The organism is Microcoleus sp. ARI1-B5, from assembly GCF_036705795.1.
In the GTDB taxonomy this organism is placed as follows: Bacteria; Cyanobacteriota; Cyanobacteriia; order Cyanobacteriales; family Microcoleaceae; genus Microcoleus.
Genome location: NZ_JAUBVK010000011.1, coordinates 118073 through 139665, shown reverse-complemented (window position 1 = coordinate 139665; position 21593 = coordinate 118073). Strand labels below are relative to the sequence as shown.

At 45.1% G+C, this 21593-nt stretch carries 20 protein-coding genes; 4 read left to right on the top strand and 16 right to left on the bottom strand.

Annotated elements, in window-relative coordinates; all coding sequences use genetic code 11:
• Nucleotides 1-48 precede the first annotated feature (48 nt).
• The 8 genes from QUB63_RS18060 to QUB63_RS18025 all read right to left on the bottom strand — a co-directional run bounded on the left by QUB63_RS18060 (nt 49) and on the right by QUB63_RS18025 (nt 6144).
• Entirely contained in the window at nt 49-1494 is a 1446-nt protein-coding gene (locus tag QUB63_RS18060; protein ID WP_332946644.1) for an RNA-guided endonuclease InsQ/TnpB family protein, read from the bottom strand.
• Between the two features lie 188 nt (nt 1495-1682).
• The gene (locus tag QUB63_RS18055; protein ID WP_332946643.1) at nt 1683-2531 is read right to left on the bottom strand and encodes a ThiF family adenylyltransferase; all 849 of its coding nucleotides are present in this window, start codon (nt 2529-2531) and stop codon (nt 1683-1685) included.
• The gene (locus tag QUB63_RS18050) at nt 2497-3135 is read right to left on the bottom strand and encodes a hypothetical protein (protein ID WP_172186655.1); all 639 of its coding nucleotides are present in this window, start codon (nt 3133-3135) and stop codon (nt 2497-2499) included. The genes QUB63_RS18055 and QUB63_RS18050 overlap by 35 nt, the downstream gene beginning before the upstream one ends.
• Nucleotides 3136-3196: 61 nt before the next feature.
• A complete protein-coding gene (locus QUB63_RS18045) occupies nt 3197-3904 on the bottom strand; it encodes a prokaryotic E2 ligase family D protein (protein WP_216670293.1) in 708 nt (235 codons plus the stop codon).
• A gap of 66 nt (nt 3905-3970) precedes the next feature.
• Nucleotides 3971-4327: a DUF3768 domain-containing protein gene (locus tag QUB63_RS18040; RefSeq protein WP_332946642.1), complete on the bottom strand. Its 357-nt coding sequence runs from the start codon at nt 4325-4327 to the stop codon at nt 3971-3973.
• Between the two features lie 80 nt (nt 4328-4407).
• Nucleotides 4408-5199, bottom strand: a complete 792-nt coding sequence (locus QUB63_RS18035; protein WP_332946641.1) for a hypothetical protein — start codon at nt 5197-5199, stop codon at nt 4408-4410.
• The gene (locus QUB63_RS18030) at nt 5199-5663 is read right to left on the bottom strand and encodes a hypothetical protein (protein WP_332946640.1); all 465 of its coding nucleotides are present in this window, start codon (nt 5661-5663) and stop codon (nt 5199-5201) included. The genes QUB63_RS18035 and QUB63_RS18030 overlap by 1 nt, the downstream gene beginning before the upstream one ends.
• A gap of 10 nt (nt 5664-5673) precedes the next feature.
• A complete protein-coding gene (locus QUB63_RS18025; protein WP_332946639.1) occupies nt 5674-6144 on the bottom strand; it encodes a hypothetical protein in 471 nt (156 codons plus the stop codon).
• 243 nt (nt 6145-6387) lie between these two features.
• Between QUB63_RS18025 and QUB63_RS18020 the strand changes: the two genes are divergently transcribed.
• Nucleotides 6388-6699: a hypothetical protein gene (locus QUB63_RS18020; RefSeq protein ID WP_332946638.1), complete on the top strand. Its 312-nt coding sequence runs from the start codon at nt 6388-6390 to the stop codon at nt 6697-6699.
• A gap of 624 nt (nt 6700-7323) precedes the next feature.
• Here the strand turns inward: QUB63_RS18020 and QUB63_RS18015 are convergent.
• The 6 genes from QUB63_RS18015 to QUB63_RS17990 form a co-directional block, all read right to left on the bottom strand.
• Entirely contained in the window at nt 7324-7641 is a 318-nt protein-coding gene (locus QUB63_RS18015) for a helix-turn-helix domain-containing protein (RefSeq protein WP_332946637.1), read from the bottom strand.
• Entirely contained in the window at nt 7610-7960 is a 351-nt protein-coding gene (locus tag QUB63_RS18010; RefSeq protein ID WP_332946636.1) for a hypothetical protein, read from the bottom strand. Before QUB63_RS18010 ends, QUB63_RS18015 begins: the two co-directional genes overlap by 32 nt.
• Nucleotides 7961-8335: 375 nt before the next feature.
• The gene (locus QUB63_RS18005) at nt 8336-8476 is read right to left on the bottom strand and encodes a hypothetical protein (RefSeq protein WP_332946635.1); all 141 of its coding nucleotides are present in this window, start codon (nt 8474-8476) and stop codon (nt 8336-8338) included.
• A 227-nt stretch (nt 8477-8703) separates the two neighbouring features.
• Nucleotides 8704-12132, bottom strand: a complete 3429-nt coding sequence (locus QUB63_RS18000) for a plasmid replication protein, CyRepA1 family (protein WP_332946634.1) — start codon at nt 12130-12132, stop codon at nt 8704-8706.
• 530 nt (nt 12133-12662) lie between these two features.
• A complete protein-coding gene (locus QUB63_RS17995; protein WP_332946633.1) occupies nt 12663-14300 on the bottom strand; it encodes a helix-turn-helix domain-containing protein in 1638 nt (545 codons plus the stop codon).
• 411 nt (nt 14301-14711) lie between these two features.
• Nucleotides 14712-14930 (bottom strand): transposase, encoded by a 219-nt coding sequence (locus QUB63_RS17990; protein WP_332946632.1) that lies wholly within the window; start codon nt 14928-14930, stop codon nt 14712-14714.
• A gap of 216 nt (nt 14931-15146) precedes the next feature.
• On the opposite strand from QUB63_RS17990, the gene QUB63_RS17985 reads away from it, so the two are divergent.
• Nucleotides 15147-15356: a hypothetical protein gene (locus QUB63_RS17985; RefSeq protein WP_332946631.1), complete on the top strand. Its 210-nt coding sequence runs from the start codon at nt 15147-15149 to the stop codon at nt 15354-15356.
• A gap of 676 nt (nt 15357-16032) precedes the next feature.
• Here QUB63_RS17985 and QUB63_RS35100 read toward each other — a convergent pair.
• Together QUB63_RS35100 and QUB63_RS17980 are read right to left on the bottom strand one after the other, a co-directional pair.
• Complete coding sequence (locus QUB63_RS35100) at nt 16033-16311, bottom strand: helix-turn-helix domain-containing protein (protein ID WP_333365235.1); 279 nt, start codon at nt 16309-16311, stop codon at nt 16033-16035.
• Nucleotides 16284-16493, bottom strand: a complete 210-nt coding sequence (locus QUB63_RS17980) for a hypothetical protein (RefSeq protein ID WP_332946630.1) — start codon at nt 16491-16493, stop codon at nt 16284-16286. Before QUB63_RS17980 ends, QUB63_RS35100 begins: the two co-directional genes overlap by 28 nt.
• Before the next feature lie 641 nt (nt 16494-17134).
• Between QUB63_RS17980 and QUB63_RS17975 the strand changes: the two genes are divergently transcribed.
• Together QUB63_RS17975 and drmD are read left to right on the top strand one after the other, a co-directional pair.
• A complete protein-coding gene (locus tag QUB63_RS17975; protein WP_332946629.1) occupies nt 17135-17710 on the top strand; it encodes a tyrosine-type recombinase/integrase in 576 nt (191 codons plus the stop codon).
• Between the two features lie 340 nt (nt 17711-18050).
• A complete protein-coding gene (drmD, locus tag QUB63_RS17970; protein WP_332946628.1) occupies nt 18051-21341 on the top strand; it encodes a DISARM system SNF2-like helicase DrmD in 3291 nt (1096 codons plus the stop codon).
• Nucleotides 21342-21593 lie beyond the last annotated feature (252 nt).

Genomic DNA, 21593 nt, shown 5'->3' with positions numbered 1-21593 from the left:
ATTTGTATCAAGTACAAGTGACATACTCCCACGTCAAACTGGGTACAGTTATGACGTGGGCATCTTTGCAGCCCGATGAAGGGTGTGCAAAATTTCCTTTGCGGTACTGTCATCCATAGTTCCTACTACAGAAAGATTCCCGCTACGGCGTTTTATTGTGGGGAAAATGTCCAACCCCAATTTCTTCAAATTGATCGCCGCATTGATATCGCGATCTACCATTAAAGAATGTTGCTCATCCCAATAGTTTCGTATACCGCAATCGGTAAAAACAATTTCATTCCGATAGCACAGAACCATTGAAGTATAAGCAGGCTTTTGCGGAACGACGGCTGACCCAGCTTTTTCGGCTATGTATTCCAGCGTCTTAAAAAATTGACCAAATGCAGCATCCAACCAAGACTTATTTAGTCCTGATTTGGCTGATTGACCGTTCGGTAGGTAAGTCCCCTCATCATCTTGCTTAACTTTATTCCGTTTTGTTAAGCCCTTGAGATTTAAGTCTTCGTGAAAATAGAACTTAGCGCCTGACCTCACAAGCTTGTGAGCCGTCTTATAGTGGAAATCTTGACGAGAACGAGCTATTTTTTGGTGCTGTTTCGCTTCTCTTTTGGCTAATTTTCGTCGAGCTTTAGAGCCCCGCTTCCGCTTATTCCGCTTTTTTGAAATGCGGTCTAATTTAGCTTGGTTTTTACGAAGCGGTTTCAAGGAAGGTAACTTTTCGCCTGATGACGTTGCCAGGTAGACATCCTCGTGTAGCACTGCATCTAGCCCAATTGAATTGTCCCAGCTTGGGGTAACTTTATTAGGAATAAATTGAGGTACTGAAGAATCTTCAAGCATTATCTGGATAAACCAACCGTCAGCTTTTCTGGTAACACTAATTTGCTTAACGGTAAATCCATCGGGGATTGGGCGGTGCATCCGAACTTTTATGAGACCCAACTTCGGTAATCGAATGTAAATCCAATTCTTGCGAACCAACTTAATCCAATCGTTGTTAGCCGTAGAAAAAGTCATCGTCCGGTAATCTGCCTCCGTCTTGAAACGGGGTCTACCCGATTTTCCACCCTTGCTATCACCTACGATAAACCGTTCAAATGCTTTATCTACTCGCTTAGATACATCTTGCAGGATAGTTGAATCTACCTGTTTAAAGTCCAATAGCTCGCCACTGTGAAAGACTTTTACCAGGTCTTTCTTGATGACGGGCAATTGTTGTTTTTGAGAGTAGTAATTGGGCTTGGGGCGAGGCGCAGAGATGCTAGCAACCAATGGACAAGCATTTATACCAGTGCGGTTATTTTCCCACCAATCAAATCGATCGCCTAACTGCCTGTTGTACCAATAGCGACAGATCCTCAACCAATGATTGAGGGTTAACTTTTGATTAGTTTCAGGATAGAACTTGTACTGATAAGTTACTTTCACTGCGCTACGACCTCGACGCATTGGCTGATCATAAAAATACCAGAAAATACTAGATAAAGTCAAGTAGTAATTGGATATTTATATCGAATAGCAATGTTGACAAATAAAGAAAAGATTTGTTCACCTCGTCATCCACATCTTCATTGCTCGCCACCCAGGCAGGCGAGGACATGAAAATGCGGAATCCTCGGTTCACGCGCCTCTCATCCCACACCAATCGAAGCGATATCGCGCGAGGGATTCCCGTCTGACTAGCTAAACTTTATGAGAGATGAACAACTGATAAATTCTGAGCGCATAGAACCAGATTTAAGGTTAAGGAAAGTGGCAAACTTACGCAAGTCCTTTGTCAAACTGAGGCGGAATAGATAGTCAGTAACGACTGAGGCAATTGTTTGATTAATTGTGAGACTCTGAGCGTTAAGATTAGCCAACTCAGCACAAGATAAATGGGTATTTCCCAATTCTTCAGGTCGCAATTCTATCAAATTGGGGCATTGTAAAACAGGAGAGGGAAGCGCTCCCATAATGCCTGTTTTCTTGAACTTATCCAGGTGCGGAGTTAGCTCTTCAAGGCTATTATGGCTGCCCAGTAGAATTTGACCGCTATCAAAGTTATTGCCAGCATCAAGATACCAGATTCTCGGAATCTCAGCGTGGCGGTTATTCTCTAGCGTTTTGCCCAAGGAACGGCGAGCAGCACTATTGTCAACGCAGCCAATGATAATTACCAAATCATTCCAGTATGATTTTACCAATTTGGGGTCAAAATAGTCAGGAATTGCACTAATTTCTAGCCCCCAGGTAAGATTGTAACGCAAGGCAAGAGTAGTGGCTTTATTCAGTCCAAGTTCAGATTGACAAAATCTCTGCCTCCCCAAATTTTTCCCTTCCACAATATCGGGCTCTACAAAGGTAATATTGACATTTTTCCCAACTTGTTTGAAAACGTAAGCTAATCGTGCTAAACTTTCAGCTACATAAGAGCCAGTGCCGCCACAGCCAACGAGCCATAAGTGAAGGTGAGAGTAATCTTTGAGAAGGAGAGGTGTGGAATTTGCGTACTCAAAGTCGAGGTTTAAGGGAGTTTTGGTAAGCATCAGTGATAAAATGTGGCTCTTCAAATACAGAATTAGCTTTAATTAAGCTATAGTGTCCGAAAATTCCGATTCTCACTAAAATCTCAGGAGTCAAGGTATTAACTTTACCCAAGACTGCATAGAGGCGAAAACCCCGCTCGTCAGCATCATCTGTGCTGCTAAAGAAAGCAGGCAATTCTGCGTGAGAGTGGCACTCAATTAAAGCAGTTGAGTAGGATGAATTGTCAAAAGGCTGGCAGCTCGTTCGTGTAGTCAATTGGACTGGAATTGTCAGTTGCCATTGATTACTACTGTCAAGGGATAGGTGAAATAAAATCTCTGTGAGATTGCCACTGCTATCTTTGGTGAATACAGCTTTTGTCAATATAGAAAGTAGCAGTTCTGATGGTACTAAACGAGTCTCAAGGTGCAAGTATGGTTCTATAGGTGGCAACCCTTTGATAGTATTGGGCGTTGAATTTGCAACAGGAATCATGGCCTCTAGTCCGGGGCGAACTGAACGCACAAACACGCCGTTAGAGGCTGTAACGTATTCGCAGAATACCCCAGTAGCAATGGGAGGCAAGGGAATAGAGGCATGAATGTGGTTAAAAAGTTTTAGCATTAACTTAAACTTTGTGTTGAACAATAAATATTGAGTGCAGTCCCTACATAGAAGTTTTGATTTAGGTAGGGTTAGCAATCAATAGGAGGTGTTGCACTAAAGAGTCAATTGAAGGACTGTACCTCACTTCAACTAAATCTTTAACAGGATAGGTACGCCTTTTTCTCAAGGCTAAACTTTTCAGATGTTCTCTGACATCTTGGGGAAACTTTCGGCTTTTTTGGCTGGATAAGTCAGCATTGAAAGGAGTGGTTATGAAGCTCTGCCAAGCAATATCAATGGTTTGAGTTGAAGCAACAGGTGGAGTATTTTTACCCCAGCAAATTAAACCGTTTGGATGGATGTTTGGTAAAGGAGTGTGGTAAGCTTTCGACTCTGGGTTGAAAGTAGCAAAATCAGTTGCAAATACCCAATATTGAGTGTTTTGTCCTACAAATACCAAGGCAGTTAGTGGAATAGTAATGGGTTTACTCTCATCAAATTGGAGGTTATATTGGGCAGGAGATATGAATTTTACTACCCAATTTCCTTGAGAGTTAGTTCCCCACCTTATGACTCCTGGGGGCATCCAATCCGTATCAATCGGCTCGTGAGAAAATGCAGTTCTCAAACTGACAGAGGAGAGTAGTTTGTAGTGTTCCTTTGTTCCTTCTCGATAATGGAACAGATATTGTTCTTTGATGAACAGTAATTCAGCATCAATTTCTGCTAGCTGTCGGGGAGCTGTTTGCAGAATTTCACGAAAGACTTCTCCTGACAAATGTTGCATAATAACTTGAAATCGATAGAGGTTATGGAGCTAACCCGATAGGTAAGGTTAGCTCATGCTTGAAAATTAATATTCGTTCGACTGCATTAGGGTAGCAACTCTCCAAGTTTTGTCGGGGTCTTCTGGACATTGTGAACTAACTTCCTGATTTTCCAGCCATGCTTTCCTGTCAAAATAATCAATTTTGAAAAAATAGCTTTTACTGTCAAGTTGAATGCTAAGAAAATCTCGTTCTCCGTAGGGGTTGTTGCCAGCTTCAAAGGTGTTAAAATCTCTTAGTAATTGCAGTAACTTTTGTTGCTGTTCGGGAAGAAGAGCTTTTACAGCTTGAGTAATCCGAATTTCACCAATTTTGGTATCTCCTTGACGTAATTGGTCATTAAGACGTGCAATTCTTTCGGCTGTTGTTAGAGTTTCAGTCATAATTAAGGCCTCAATTTCCAACAACTACAACCGCACTAGCGGTTGCTGGTTCACTCGTAATTATTCGGATTCAGGGTAATTCAAATTGACAAGGTGCTTTTGTTCCAGAGTTCAAGAATTTGCTGAAAATGTCGATGGCGGTCAGTAGCAAGCCAGTCAATGACCTGTTGAGCCTGGGTTATTAATTCTTTAGCACTTTGCCATTGTTCTGATAAAAATATCAAGTTTTCGACTGTCCATTCTCCAAATTGATACTCGTGTTGAGCGCAGCCGTCAAGCCAAATATTACCCGTTGAGTAATTGAGGAAACTCAGTACAATTGGCATCCCTTTTACGGGAAATTCAGCCAGAGAGCAAAACTGTTGGAATTGCTGATGATTGATCCTATCTGGTGGTAGAATCTGAGAAAATGAAACTTCAAATTCTTGTTCATACCAATCTTTCATCTCATTTTCAGTTAGCCAATTTAGTCCTTCAGAACTTAGAGACAGCAGGATTTGCCATTCAGGAGCTAAGGAATCAATATCTTCATAGCTCAACCAATCCAACCCCCAAGACTCAATCAGGAGTTGGTCGAGGCGTTCTTCTTGTGCTATTTCTAATTGCCAGGGGCTGATCGGGATAAGTTCTGTTTCGTCAAGAAGACGGAAGAATTCTAATTCGCGGGGGCTATGATTATCAGGAGTATCCGAGTAAATAGAACTGGTACTGGTAGCAAATTCAGTTGAAAAAAAGTGCTGGTAAAGATTGAGAAGTTGAGCGCTATTGAGCGTTTGTCTGAGAAATTCAATCGCTTCAAGTGGCTTAGTTACTGGGTAGGAGTGTCGCAAAGCGGCAATGGCTTGCGACACAGACAAAATAGTTGCAGGCATTAAAAATTAAGAGGAATTTGGAGACAAGCAATAGCTGGCGCAAGTTGGAGTTTTTTGAGAGTGTCTCTAAATCGCTGTAGTTCTTGCTCACCCAGAGCGATCGCGTCAGAGAGTTCTTGAGCCCGACTTGCCAAGGTTAGCGGAGTAACACAACCGCTGATAGAGTCGCATTGCAGAGCCCAAGTGAGTTGGACAGCTTGATTCGGTTCTTCCGGTGCTGCGACAAGTGAGGGGAGTGGGGAATGGGGAGTGAGCAGTACGCATAGTTCTTTTTTCCAATCTTCTTCTACACCCTTTGTCTTGGCTTGTTTGATGATTTTAATGGGTTGACCTGTTTTTCGTTCAATTGTAGCTTCGCTTAATTCAGGGAAGTAAGGAAGTAGGACTTCTAGCAATTTTTCATCATTTGCAGTAATTTCGTTGGGCAGTTCGATTTGCCTGCCTTCATATTCTATTAGACTCATTGTTACCTCTTTAAAACAGGGGGATTTGTACTCCAGCTTCACCTTTGTTGACGGGGTGGTTAGCAGGATTTTGAAGATTTGGTTTGGCTTTTTTCCGGGGTTGACCAACAGAAGAACGAATTTGAGCGCTCACTTTTCGGTTAGGTAGGTTAGAGGCTAACCGCTGGAGCAATTCTTGTAAATGGTTTGGCCAAGCTCCCATCGAGTTTTCTCTAACTTGTACTAATAGTGGTAAGTCGTCATGGCTCGTTGCTGTAATTTCTACGATTCGCCCTTCTGGATGCCCATCGTCTGGTCGCATAACAATGTGGATTTTGATTGTACAAAAATTGAATTCATAAGGTTCTGATTCTCCTTCATCAAGTAAGTCAGGACTCTGTGAAGTGTTCTCAGTTTTGTTGATGGTTTCACCCACTTTTTGAGTAGCTGAAAGTGGAATATCCTCTCCAGTTGGTTCGGAATTTGGTTCTATTTGGGTCATGGCTGGATTCGCAGTACAAGCAAGTGCAGCTTATTCTCAAAAATTGCCGCGATCGCGGCCTTGCTTTTAACGATCTATTTTTTGTAAAGTTTTAACGGTAAGCGTGTTTCCCAAGAAATTTCTTAATTAATTCCCATTAATTATCTGTCCGACAAGATGCGGTCGCACTTGTCTCTATTGATTCTTTGATTGTAATTGCTCAACCCCCTTGACAAGAAGACGAGATAGACATTAGATAAAGGAATGGAAAAACTACCCGGCTTAAAGCAACTATTGAACGAGGCAAAAGAAGCCTTGATAGTAGAGCTATGGCAAGAAATCCAAAAACTCAGCGCAACATTAGCCACCTACGAACCTTGCGCCAGAGCCATCTCCCAAAAAAACTCTTCAAAATTCCGAAGTATTGATAGAGAAGGAATATCTATTGCGCTCGCAAGCTATATTACTATTAGCCACATCTACGATTGCACAGCTATCAATCAGAGCATATTTACTTATGCAATTGTAACTATCCGTACAAATGCGATCGCTCTAGAGCGTCAATCAATACTATGATAAAAAGTTGTAGTTAGTAGAGAATCAGTAAAATATATAAAAAATTCTCCCAGCTATCAGTAGGTTCTGTCGCTGGGAGAAATCGCTGGAAAGTCGGTTTATTCAACTAACGCAGGTATCTCGATTAATTCGATTTCAAACCTTCGCTGCATTCGCCGTTATTCTTTAGGCACAGTAGGCTTTGGTTGCATGTCAAAAATAATCACAAATGTGCGCGTTTTCACTAATCGCTGCAAAACCCGTAGATGATCATCTGCATCGTTTCTCTTACGAAATCGTGCCACAATAACACGCTGACAATTAGGAAGCAGGCTAATGATACACCACGGGTGCAATTTTTCAGAGTAGGTCATTTTAGTACCTCAGCAGTAAAAGTAACAGATTGTGCTCTTGTTTCATTGCTTGCCAAGACAGTAATTGAATAATCTTGTCAAAGACAGGTCACGGTGACATTGATATTTGACGAGGTTTGTGCTAAGACAAGCTCAAATTATCTTTTGATGCTGAAAAAGCTTGGTGTATGTATAGCAGCCACCAAAACTGTTGGAACAAGTCAGCAGTATATGATTGCGACAACGTATACAGTCGTTGCCCTGAACAGTCTTTCCGTTATACCCGCCACTATTAATCCAGGCTATTATCTTCACAATGCGGACACAGGAAAGCCACCAATGCCTCTGGGATTTCCTCAAAGTGTTCCAGCAGAAAATCCATTAAAGCCAAATGACGCAAATCGACAGTAGTAGGAAATCTGCGATTTTTACCCGTTTTAAACCAACCCCGCACTGTAGAATCTGAACGAGAACAAATAAAAGCGATTTCCTCATAACTCACTCCCCACTTTGCATAAAACTGCCTCGGTGTCATTCGCAATTGGCATTGACTGTAAATTGCAATCAAATTGCGTTCTCTATCGGTCAGATTCTGCTGCTTTTTTATCATCTTCAAACTTCTCCAAATCTTCCTCCCAGGCAGTATCAAACGGACACCACGTTGCACTTTTGGAATCAGGAGTAAGGCAAATGATGTAACACCACATCCAACAACGCTGACGCTGTTCATAGTTGTAAAATTTGCCGATAACCATTCCTCTGTCAGCTTCTTCGCTAACACCCGTCCAGCGCACCATTTCGCCACAGTTAAAGCGCGGGGGATGAATTTTGGCAAAGTTGGCAGGCAATTCAATTGCAGGCGGCATATCCTTCAAATGTTTTAGTGGCAAAATTGAAATCAAATCTCGCTTTCCTTTTGGGATTGACATGAGTTTTTAACTGTGCATCTATTGCACCTGATTTGTTTTGATAAATTTTCAGACCAATTTCTCGATAGAGAAATTGCAGAGCGACATTTCTTTAAATCAATCAATGATAATCTCTAATATTAGAGCCTGCATTAATTGCAAGCGGATGCAAGCACAATCGTCTGATATTCACGCACTTCAAAGATATGATGGGAGGCTAGGTAGCATCGATTGCTGAGCGCGCGACAACTGACAGATATGCCAACAGAGATGAAGCGTTTGGAAAGACGATATCCTCTATCAAACAAATCTCTAATTTAACTTGTGAGGGATTGGAATCTTTCAATTTTTTACCGGATACCTGTCGGAGTTATTATTTATTGGCTTGAGATATGTTTATTGGCGATCGCTCGCAGCATTACTTGCTTTGAAGAGCGCCAACTGCGCCCTCCACAGAACTCCTGCGACAGGGGTATAGCCGTCTTTCGAGGCAATATAGTCTGAAACCGCACACATAGGCGAGCGCGATCGTTCCATCCGCGAGTTCCCGTCGAGATCGCGTTTGAAAAGTATTTTTTCGGCGAGCCGGCGCCGCGAGCGTCTAATACTGTACTGAGACGCGGCCGGACTCAGATGAGTCTTTTACATGAGGGTAAAGGCTGTGAAGTCCTTAGCAGAGTAGGCTCTGCGGAACAGACGATCCTTTTCAGGTCGCACTGGGACTAAACGAATCGCACTTTTTGGCAGCGTTCTCACCTTGCTCCTCAATCCGCCAGCTCCAAGCGGCGATCGCAAGTGTGGACGATCGCACCCGAAAGCAACGATTGCACCATCACTCGAGCGCCTGAGACAGCTTTAACCACATATTTTTGAACCTCACCAACAAACCGCACTAGCGCGCCCACTTTCAAGGAGCGCCCTGCGTTCGCAGCTTCATCATTTGGTGGCACACCCCCGGATATCTTCATATCTTTATCCGACCCTGTGCCGCCTGGAATCCCTTCCAAACAGGGAGCCGCGGCTTCTGCCAAAGAGATGGCCTTCTCATCCCGCTGCTGCCAAGCTGCAAAAATCGCCGACCTGCCGTCGTTGGGGAACTGGAACTGGTAAACTCGAATGCGCTTGGGCCTGCCCAAAGCATCTCGTTCCTCCGACCTTTCTTGGCGAACCAGTCGCAGGGTAAAGCCCAGCTTCCCCTTCAAAACATACTGAACCACCTCCATTGGGTGGGCATTAGGGTGGACGTTGATACCCAGAAAATCTTTCACGTCCGCAGAATACTGCTTGACCCTTTGAGCAAAGGCTATCACCTCCGGGTCAGTCCCTCGATACTCCCTGTCTGAGTCAAAGAATTCCATCAGCCCCAACTTTTTGAGAGCTTCCACAGAAGCTTTCAGGAAGCGCAAATCTTGCGGGCAAACCTTCCCTTGACCCCTTTCTTGATGGCCTGCCAAGTGATTTTTATCTCGTTTCCTGACAAACTCTGGGTCATGGGTCAAATAGTAATGCAGGCGAATTTGAGGCAGCCAGCCGTCGTCGTCCTTCAATTTCAGCTCAGGCGTTAGTGGTACACCATAAGTCTCTTGCAGTTGGTACTTGCGTTCTTGATTGAGTTCGCCGTTTGTCTTGGAGCGCTTGTCCTTCAACTTCAGATACTCAGACAGAGTAATATCAGGAGCATCAGCAACAGCATCCGCTTCTATCCTGCGGTTCTCTCGCTGAATTGACTCAGCCTCTTTCTTAACCAGAGCAGCTCCAACATTTCGGAGAGTTAATTCATTTAACCGAGCATCAACCTCCCGGGCAAGCTGCTGCAAGAGCTTCCAGTTTTTGACCGCGCTGGCTGCTATTTGCTGCGCTAATCCCTCTAAAAGGAGTTGTTCTAGCTGATTTTCTCGGCACAGTTTTACCTGAAACCCTTCAGCTTTTAGGCTGTACCTAATCGCCTCCCTGTAATGCCACATTCCGGCATTAATTCTAGCAGCCATTTTTGCCCAAGTTCTCAGGTGAACCGGGTCGTGGGCCGCGTCGATGTCGAAGTCAACTCCTTGCAGCAAGCGAATATTGGTTTTGATAACCTTCTGCTGGGAAGCGAGGAGAGCTCGGTAAGAAGCGCTGCCGTTGCCAATTTTGCCAATGCCAAAGGGCGCTGTCCAAACAAAGATTGGAACATTTTCATCCCTGACGCGAGCGAGACCTTGCAAGGCATCGTTGACGGCAATTGCTCCTTTGAAAATGCCGAATACGGCTGTAAAATAACCGCGAATGTCGATGCTAACTCCTGTGCCAATGGTGGGGCTAACGATGATGATGTCGTAGTTTTGAATGGTGGCATTAAGTTTCTCAACGCAGCCACAAGCAGGGTGGTTGGGGTCGGCTACTGACTCGCTATCAATCCTGAGAATGCGCTTGTTGGGAAATCGTTTTTGCAGTTGTGTTTCTAGGTTGCGACACGACCATTTTCCTTTGACTTTTTGGGAGTCTTCAACAACCATAATGTGGGACCTTTCTCGCTCGATCGGGCAGCAGAGGGCGTGGCTTTTAAGGTCGCAACCGGTGATTTCTCCCGAGAGAATTTGCTCCATTTGAGCGAATAGTGGTGCGGGACTTTGAGTGGCGTAGAAGATCGCGTCCCGCTCTTTTTTAGGTTTCCACTCGTTGACGGCAATCCAAGGTTCGAGGGGGATGCCAGCAAGCGCCTTCAAGTAGTCGATCGCGCAATCAGATAAGTCAGCATCCTGGGCAACGATTAAGCCACCGGTGGTTAAGACGGTGCGAATGAGTTCTTGCAGGGTTTGCAAGATGGCGACGCGGTTTTCGCGGCAGGTGCTGGAGTTCAAGGCGTGCCAGATGACTTGTTCGCACTCATCAATGAGGACGATCGCCCCAGACCAGTTTTCGGGGTTGAAACGGGCCATTGAGTGGGGGTGGAGGCTGTCTACACACAAGCCGTACCCGAATAATTTGCCTTCCGGCGAGTTCTTGGTTTCGTCGATGTAGTTGATTCCCAACCCGGCGCAGATGGCGCGGCCGAGCTGAATCCTGTGGGTGATGACTAGCACGCGGCGTTCGCCCGTGTTGAGGGCGTGGGAAACCAGGTGGGCGAGGGAGCGGGTTTTGCCGGTGCCTTTGGGGGATTTGATGCAGGCTAAGCCGGCCTCTGGATAGGGGAGTTCTCCCAGATAGCGAGAATTTAGCGTTAAAGACGCGGGATAGGTTAAAAGCCATGATTCCCTATCCTGCCAAAATTGGAAGCCTCGTGCTGCGTTTTTGAGGGCAATGAGCGCATCCTCGCCTCTGGCTACCACGAAATCGTCGATGCCTTTCTCCGGTCCTGGCAGAGTGATGACGCTGACGGAGCATTTGGCGGTGGTGAACAGGCGGCCGAGTTTGTCAATCTCGCGGTTGACGTTGAGGACGGTAGAGTGCTTGCTGTCGCGATCGAAGCCGATGTAGATTTCCCGCCCTGGGGTGGCGAAGTGTTGGAGTTCGGGGATGAGATAGGGGTTGCACTTCTCCCCTAGCGCGTTCTTGGTTCTGACACCCATTGTGACGCCGGGGAGGGCAATGGCCGCGTAGCCCATTGTGAGCAGGCAGGCGGCTTTTTTTACGCCTTCGACGATGGTGACGGGGATGTTGTTGAGCCAAACCCATTCCCAGAATTGAGGCGGGTTCGTGGGGTTGCGGAGGGGCACAGGGGCAGAGGGGAGATTTTCGTCTCCCGTCTCCCCCGTTCCTGTGCTCCCCATCTCTAAGTCCTCTGGGTTTTCAGGGTTGATGGGGACGCCGTGGCGTTCTGCGACTTTTGCCCAGATGCGGTCTGGGACTTGCAGGAAGAAGGCTCTGGTGGGGGTTTTGGGGGGGTGTTCGTATTTTACGGGCTTGGTTTTACCGTTTGGGTCGAAGCTGTTGCGGGGCTGATAGGGTTTGAAGCAGCCCCAATACATGGGCTGCCAGTTGTTGAGGGGGTCAAGGCCCGAACACCACCAACCACCGTGCTCGATGTGGCTGTAGTGTTTTCTGGCCCACCGCCATTGTGCGTCGGGGTGGACTCTGCCGGAGGCGGCGTTAATTTCGTAGAGGAGGTAGGCGTAGGGGGCGTCGCCACTAAGAGTTTGCACGTTGAGGGCGAAGATGGCGGAGTCTACGCCGCTTTCTTGCCATTCAGTGAGGGCGGACTTAGACAAGACCATAACGCACCCCCATGTTGGCTGTGTTGACCTTCTGGCCTAGTAGCAATGCGAAAGGCACTCCAAGTTGCACCCGAATCTGGCTACCGCCAGAGCGCCTCATGAACGGGTCAGATGGGGTTAAGTGGACTATGAGTCTCTGTGAGGACTGATTTTGAAGGTCAATGCCTGTGCTATCTCGATAAATCTTCACCGGGCTATTCCTTGAGTGGGGAACATCCCTTTGTCTCATGTTCTGAAAATCGCTGCTTGCACGCCGATCAAAGATAATTAATTAATAGTTAATTCGCGCGTACTAAGGTTCTGAAATGCTTGCTAGTCAAGAGTTTCAAAATTGAGTTGTCACCAGATCCGGGAGTTTTTGTCACCAGATCCGGGTGTTTTTGTCACTAGATCCGGGTGTGTCCGTAGTAAAGTCATAAGCCTTGCCTGGTAAAAGTTTGAAGGTGATTTTGATGTCATTTTTGCCTTACTACGCAAAACTCCAGCCTTACTACGCTTGGGGCTGGAGTTGGGGTCAAGGGGACGGGAAGCTAGATTGACAATTCTGGTAGCACTTTAGGCAAGATTTTTTTGAGGTGGGCGGCGGTTTTGGGGCTAATTGGCTTGCCGCGCTGAAGCTGTGAGACTAGCTGCTGAGATATGCCCAGCTTTTCGGCGATGACTCTTTGCTTCGTCCAATCCTTTGCTTCACAAGCCTTCTGTATCGGTTCCCACTCTAACGGGGCAGCAAATGCTGATTTCCGTTTCCGGGGCAAAGATGCTGATTTTTTAGCAGCTATCAAGGCAGGAATTTTACCGGGAGGCTTGATGGTGACGCCAGCTTCTAGCAGTAAATCAATAATTCTTTTTTTGCAATCTTTGGGTTTACCTGTTGTACTTCCAGGACGCAACCATTCTGGGTAGGTTTCAGAGTCATATATAATCTGCCAATCTAACTCAGCTAGCTGCATTAAGGCTTTATCCCAACGTTGCTTCAGCTTACCAGCGTAGCGATGATCCTTACGGGCTAATTCAATCTCATTTTTCGGCATCACCATCTCTAGCACGGTCTTAACCGTGTATTTCCCATTTGTATGAATGGCGCTTTCTGTTGTTATATTGATGGCAATTAAGAATGCTAGCTCATCATGATACGGGTTCATTTTGAGCGTCGCTTCTGAAATCCAACCAAACTCATATAAGGCAACTGGAGGTCTGGCATTCTTGCCAGGTTTATTAAAGAAAAACTCAGCCCATCTACCCGCCCGAATGAAGGCTACTATTTCTGTTGGTTCATCAATTTCATCTGTGAAAATGTTACGCTGCCCGTAGCGCTCCACAGCAACGTCCCAAATGAGGGAATTCATATCGCATCCTAGCTTCCCGATATTCCATTTAATGGTAGCGTCCAGCCTTCTCAGAAGCTTCAGGCATTGCTCTATCCTGAGTAACTTCTGGGAAGTGGTCATATCTTTACGCTCACCCCAACCCATTAAGTCTATGAGGTTAGTGCCGCCATTTTTCCCAGTTCCAGCTAGCTTAATTTCAGTTCTCCAAGGCACAGCCTGTTGAAAAACATAGGCAGATAGTAAACAGTGGAGTTTGGCAGTATCTTTCCCCAAATTGCCAAATTCCTCAATAATTCCCCAGGCTGCCTTGCCTGTAAAGTAAAAATATTCTTTAGTAACTGGGTCTTTATCCTTTAAGGCTAACTTAACAAAACCCGTGCTGTAATTATCTCGAAAAAACACATTTTTATGGGTATCTTCTTGCCAATCCAAAATTCGTAATAAGGACTTGCAAGCCGTTCTAGGAGGGGCTGAGGTGAGTATTTGAGTGATTGTGGTGCTGATAAATAGCTGGGGTTCGGTTGCGGGAACTGTTTGTGAAGCCAGCCCCAGCATAGCGGTTAACTCATCTAGTGTCCGATTGGATAAATCGAGTGGCTCTAGAAAAATTAAAGCTGAATCAAGTGCCACGTTTTTCCATAAATTTTCCTCGGTTCTACCTGCCTGAAGCCAGAGGGTCAGATGATTTAATATTTCCTCTGCTTTTGTCAAGTAGAAAGCATCATCAACTATCTGCTCTTTGAGAAATTTTTCGAGTTCATCAACACACTTATGACTAAAGCCTTCTAATGTTTCATCCCTTTTAGTAATTTCGGCATGAATCCCCATTGCTACATTCAAGGCCAAAGTTTCTAAAAAATTACTCTGGCGTAGCTTCTTGGCGTACTCTTGAATGCGGTCGCCATCTATCGTGGTGGTGGTGGTAGTAGATAACTCCATAGCCTAGCCTCTTCATGCTAATAATAGTTACAGGTTTGATAGACAAATATCTCACTTGCTTTCTCGAACCTTTTTGTAAGGAGTAACCCGAACTTTCCGTACTACCAGGCCCTGTATCCCAAAGCATTTGCGTTCCAGTGGTGGCGAAAAATAATGTGTTTTTCCACTAACTTCACGATCGAAAGCTCTCCCATATACTGTCCCTATTCGCTCGTTACTACAGTTTACCATAACGCTATTATTTTAACATTTTCCAGTAATAATTTCCTGCTCTATCGCTGTTAATTTATGCCCGAAACTAATACTATTTTCCTAAAGTCCTGCTACAAATATGGCGTCTAAAATAAATTGCCATCCCGTCAAAGAAGCAATGAATTCATTAGTCAACTTTTTTAACTCTTTTTGCACCGCCGCTCTTAACTCTTCTATTTGTTCAAACCTCAACCATTTCAATTGTTCTTTTATATATCCCCAGAGTCTTTCTATTGGGTTGACTTCCGGACTGTAGGCAGGCTGAAACAGTAAAAGCACACTAAGACGGTATACTGAGATTTAAAGAGTTATGAAAGGGAGCATCCCGGTTTTGCAAATATGCAGAAGTATGATATTTTTGTAAAATTTTTCAACCTCCCTACTAGAACTTTGCCGAAAAATCGGTTTTAGGGTCAATGAGTTATTTTATATTCGGCGAATAATAGAATGGCTCAAGAGTTACAATAGTCAAGGAATAATTTTTAGGAATCCAACATGACACCGGACGAACAAGAACGTTTAGAAGCCTATACTGCTGAAATTGCCAAAACTTTATATAAAAACACTCCCCCCGAGGCATTAGATAGCTTGGAAAGCATAGAAAGACACCTTAGAAAACAATGGCTTGAAATGGTGGGACCCCAAGTCGCTTTTTTTTTATCAAAGAAACAACGGGAACAGAAAAAGGACGTCCCCGCACCGTAAAAAGCTGTGTGGGTGAGTTAACAATAACTGAAAAACAAGCGGAACAATTAAACCTCAAAAAATCGACTCAATTAGCTCCATTTTTTGAAAAATGCTGACGGAGACAAGTAGCCAACTTATCATATTCCAAGGCGTCCCAAGAAATTGAAGTACAGACGGGAGTTAAGATAGGTCATACCACTTTACATAGATTGGTAGAAAACCAACAATTGGTTGAACCAAGAGCCGAATTTCCCATTAAAGAAACCAGCGTAGACGGAGGGAAAGTTCGGATTAGAGGACCAAAAGGGGAGGGGTGTCACTGGCTTGATTATAAAGCTGTTCGGCTTCATGACAGCTTTTATGCTGGATATTTTCAAGAAAATGAAGTCTTGATTGATTATGTCAATCGTCAGCCGTTAAATTCCCTAGTCCAGATGAGTAAACTCGTAAAAAAATCCTTCTCCTGTTAGCGGCTCTACTGCTCCGTACAGCCACATATAAATAAAATCCCATTGTACTTTTCCTTGCGGTTTGATTCCGCGATGAGTTAACTTTCTTCTCTGAATTGTATGTAACCCCATCCGACTTTCATCTTCACTCCAATATCGCACTTTTTTCCACGGCTTTAAAAAGCTCTCACTCTGACGAGCGACTGCTTTTGATTAGAGATGACAGTTTTTTTAAAATTCTTCTACTACTCGCAACTTTTCTGTTTTTCACTCACGGGACGCGGGACTTTTAATTTCCCTTTTAGCCGATATCTTGTCCACTGGTGTACTGTCCGATATGCCACTTTTACTTCACAGCAGCTTGTCAACCATTGATGTACTTCTTTGTAGCTACTGAATCCTTCTGGGTCTTGCAATTCCTTTGATAACTTCTCTATAGTTTCAGGATTCATTATTTTTGGTCTTCCCGAACGAGGTTTCTGGAATAATAATTTTTCTATTCCTCCTTTTCTATAACTAGACAACCATTTTTGTACCGTGGTACGATGTTTCCCGTGCGCCGCACAGCAGCAGACAATACGGTTTCTACCGTTTGGGTTTTGAGCCAATACAGAAGAAGCAGTTTTTCGTGGCGGTGAGCGTCTTTCTCTCTCCCCAGAAGAGCTTTCAGTTCTTCTTCTGTTTCCCGGATATCAATTTTAACCACTCCTGACATTTTTCCGACTTCTGTTTGGGTACTAACTTACAAAAATGACCTCTACTAATTGTAGCACTACTTTAGAAAATTGGTATAACACTGGTCGATTAGCCTTTAGGGATTGAGCCTTAGCCTTGTATTTATTGAACAAAAGGTGCGCGTTCGGCGTTAAGAGTGGCGAGCGAAAAGTTTCGCTCACCAACCAATTAACCAGCCCGCTCGTTTACCCTCTGAAACTTATAACAATGCTTTTGCTCGCCGACTGCAATGGCATTTTTTTTGCATGAGTGAGGGAAGCTCTTTTCCAAAAGATTCATAACTTTTTATTAATGAGGAACGAAAATAGCAAAAAAACTTGCAAGTTGAATCAAAAAATAGTATAATTAAATTGTTACGAGCGCAAGTTATATTTAATCGTGCTGTTATGGTGGCCCTTGAACCTGTTACCTTCGGAGACCTCATCGACGCGATCGCTACCTTGCCGATTATCAACTTTCCTGAGAATTCGAGTCAGTTGAATAGCAATAAGCGGGAAGTGACTTGCAACAAGCGCCTCCGATTGCCCAGAAAGCGATTAAGCCGGATTTGGTTGGCCATCAAAGAATAGAAGCCAGTTAGCCTACTTGACGTAAACTCCCTTTCGTCCAATAATGAAGGAATTTACTCTAAAAGGCTGCGCCGTGAAGGTTCAAGGGAATGGGCGCGCTAAGATTTTGACGCCCGCAGAAATTGACCGACTGTTTGACCGGGGTTTTATTACAGCAAGGGACAGGCTTTTGTTTGCTGTAACTTTTTACTGCGCCTGCCGCATTTCAGAGGCGTTAGCTTTAACAACTCACGACATTGTTGGGGGGTCAGTCACGTTGCGGAAAGCGACGACAAAGGGAAAATCAGCAACGCGAACGCTGCCGCTCCATCCTATACTGGCTAAGTATTTAAAGGCTTACAATCCAGATGCGGGTTTTTTGTTTCCGGGCCGAGACAATACGAAGCCTTTGACTCGCGCTCAGGCGGATGTGATTTTTAAAGAAGCTTGCAAGCGGGTAAGAATTAAGGGGGCTTCAACACATTCGATGCGGCGGACGGCGCTGACTAATTTGAGCAATGCGGGGGTGCCGCTGCGGGTAATTATGGAGATTTCGGGACACAAAAATTTGTCGAGTCTCCAGCGCTATTTGGAGGTACAGCCGGAACAGCTCGTCAAGGCGATCGGGCTTTTGAAGTGAGCCGTTCAACAGTGAAATTATTTAGTCCTAGACGCACGCTTCCACATTATGTCATTCGCTCGCCCAGCGCGCGAAGAATCTCAAACCTTTACAAAACCGCCCGCTTAGTGCGTCCAAGACTGTTAGTTTGACGGGCGAACGGGAGCAAATTTTTATTCCTATCCCCAGATGGGGACTTTCCGTACAAAGGGTTGCGCTTCTTTGATGTTGAAGATGCTCGCCCTGACTTGTTTATGAGCCAGAAGTATTGACCCAATTAAACCAGCAAGCGAGCTGGGGATAGCCGAAAAATATCATTAAAAATATTTACAGAAAAAACGATCGCAAGTACAGTAGCAAAATGCAACTAAAAACTGGGCAAATTGTCAAGGTGCGATCGCGCCAATACCTCGTCGAAGAAGTCGCACCCAAATTCTCCGAGGATACAGACACCTTAGTGCGACTGTCGTGCTTAGAAGATGATGCCTTGGGAGAAAGCCTCGAAGTTCTGTGGGAGCGAGAAGTTGACGCCGTAGCGATCGGCAATAACTCCTGGGATTCCGTCGCGAAGCGGGGCTTCGACAATCCTAAACTCTTCTCAGCTTACCTGCACACCCTGCGCTGGAACTGCGTTACTTCAACCGAACCTAAGCTATTTCAATCTCCCTACCGAGCAGGCATCGAAGTTAAAGCTTACCAGTTAGAACCCCTCCGCAAAGCCTTACTCATGCCGAGAGTTGGGTTATTTATTGCCGACGACGTAGGCTTGGGCAAAACGATCGAGGCGGGACTGATTTTGCGGGAAATGCTGATCCGCCAGAAAGTGCGACGAGTAGTGATTTCTTGCCCCCCTACTGTCGTGCGGCAGTGGCAAGAAGAAATGGAAAGCCGCTTCGGGCTCAGTTTCATAATTTGCGATCGCTCCTTTGTGGCCACCTGCAGGCGCGATCGCGGGTACGGCATCAACCCCTGGACCACTCACACCCGCTTCATCATCTCCCATGCTTTGCTCAGAGATGAAACCTACACGGGCCCACTGCGAGATTGGTTGGGCGAATTTGCAGCCACATCGATGCTGATTTTAGATGAAGCGCACAATGCCGCCCCTGCCAGCGGTGCTAAATATGCCGTTGATTCCCAGCTAACTCGCACTGTGCGAGATTTAGCGCCTCGTTTTGAACATAAGTTATTTCTCTCAGCAACGCCTCACAACGGCCATTCTAATAGTTTTGCAGCGTTGTTAGAAATTTTAGATCCGCAGCGGTTTTGCCGGGGTGTCCCCGTGCGCGATCGCAAATTACTCGACTCCGTAATGGTGCGCCGTCTCAAGCGAGACTTGCGGGAAATTGGCGATGATTTTCCTAAACGGGAAGTGATTGCGATCTCGATCGACAACCTGCCTGAAACTGCACCCGAACTCCAACTTTCGCGCTTGCTGCAACACTATCGAGAATTGCGAGAAGAGCGATTGCAAGGTGAATCTCGCAGCCACCAAGCAGCGGCGATGTTAGTAATTACCAATTTGCAAAAGCGCTTGCTGTCATCTATCGAAGCCTTTACTCGCACGTTGAAAGTTCACCGAGTAGCTTTAGAAAAGCAAGTTTCTAAACAGCCAATTTTGCGCTTAGAACGCTTACAACTGCTGTCAGAATCGGCGGGAGGTGATGATGAGCGGGCGGAACTGCCAGAGGAAGAAGTGCAGGCAGAAGAAGACGCACAAATGGCAGCGGCTACTGCTAATAGTTTATCACAAATTACCCAGCGAGAACAAGAGATTTTGTCAGAAATGGCGGAAATTGCCAATGCTGCTCGTTATCAACCTGACCCGAGAATTATTAAGTTAATTGACTGGATTAGAGAAAATCTGTGTCCCGATTTAGGGCAGCCAAATGCTCAATGGTTAGAGCGGCGCGTCCTGATTTTCACAGAATATACGGATACCAAACGTTACTTAGAAGAACAATTGCGATCTGCCTTTGCCAATTCTCACTTAGAACACCAACGAATCGGCGTTTTTCATGGTGGCATTGGCGAAGAACGGCGCGAGGCTATTAAACAGGCATTTAACAGCGACCCAGCCAGCAATCCCCTCCGCATTCTGATTGCCACAGATGCAGCACGAGAAGGGATAAACTTACAAAATTATTGTGCTGATTTATTCCATTTTGACATACCTTGGAATCCCAGTCGCATGGAACAACGCAACGGTCGCATCGATCGCAAGCTTCAGCGATCGCCTGTTGTGAATTGCCATTATTTTGTATTGCCGCAGCGAATTGAAGATCGAGTTTTAGAGGTTTTAATTCAGAAGACAAAAACCATTCAAGCAGAGTTGGGAACTTTGACACCTGTTGTTGAAAAAAGTATGTCTCGTTTGCTGCACAATGGGATTATTCATAAAGAACTGGGAAAAATTACTCAATCCCTTGAACAAATATCTGTAAGGTGCGTCAGTCCTAATTCAAGTACGCAGTTAGAAACATTTAATACAGACGCACCCTCCACAATCAACTCAGAAACAATTAATCCTAACACATCCACCGCCATTGGCGAAGAATTAGAAGAAATTCGCCTTCGCAAACAAGACCTCACTAAACAGATTTCCGAACTCCAAGAAATGCTCAAGAAATCGCGGGATTGGTTAGGTTTAGATGACCGCCATTTCCGGGATGCAATCTCCGCTTCCTTGGAAATTTTAGGTGCACAGCAACTCAAACCCATTGACGTAATCGCAGCAAACCACAATCCAGAAACAGCGAAATGGGAAATCCCTGCACTTAACCAACGAGTCGGGGCAGATCCAACTTGGACAGTGACGCTGGATACCTTAAGAAAACCTCGCCAAAGAAGTCAACAACTCTGGGATTGGCGTAGGGAATCTCCCATCCGACCAGTAGTTTTTCGTGACCCAGGTTCTCTGGATGGCGAAGTGGTACACTTGCATTTAGAACACAAAATTGTGCAGCGATTATTGGGACGATTTTTAGCCCAAGGATTTCTGCATGATGAATTAACTCGCGCTTGTATTTGTCTCACCGATGACCCGATTCCTAAAGTTATTGCCTTGGGGAGATTGTCACTTTATGGAGAAGGCGCTACCCGACTTCATGATGAAGTAATTGCCGTTGCTGCGGAGTGGATAGATCCGGCAAATAGGGGGCGGAAAAAACTGAAGCCTTTGGGAGAGGGAGAGAAAGAAAATGTATTGGAATTGCTAGAAAATTCTTTGGCAAATCCGCGATTGCGAGAGGTTTCTGAAGGGGTAAAAATTCGCCTAAAGGAAAGTGCGTCTCAGGATGTTGAGGAGTTAATTCCGAACCTCGAAAGTCGGGCAGAAGTATTAGCCCAAAGGGCAAAGCGGAAGTTAAATGAGCGCGGTTTGAAAGAAGCAACTGAGATGAAAAAAATTTTAGAACAGCAGCAACAGCGCATTTTAGCACGGCAACAAGAAACTCAAGCGATTCAGTTATCTCTTTTTCCAGAAGAGGAACAGCGACAAGTGGATGCTGATAGGCGTTATTGGCAGAAACGTCTGCAAAGTTTGTCTGAGGAATTAGTGAAAGAACCGACCCGAATTGAAGCCATTTATCAGGTAAAAGCGGTTCGAGTTGAACCAGTGGGGTTAATGTATTTATATCCGGTGTCGGGTTGAGTTTGGGTAAGGTGCGTCAGAGTCTGGGTAGGGTACGTCAGGCGATTATTCATAGTTATAGTTGAGGTTATAGTTGAGTATTTTAAAGCTGACGCACCCTACAATCTAGTCTGGGTAGGGTGCGTCAGGCGGTTATTCATAGTTATAGTTGGGTATTTTGAGACTGACGCACCCTACAATCTAGTCTGGGTAGGGTGCGTCAGGCGATTATTCATAGTTATAGTTGCGTATTTTAAAGCTGACGCACCCTAC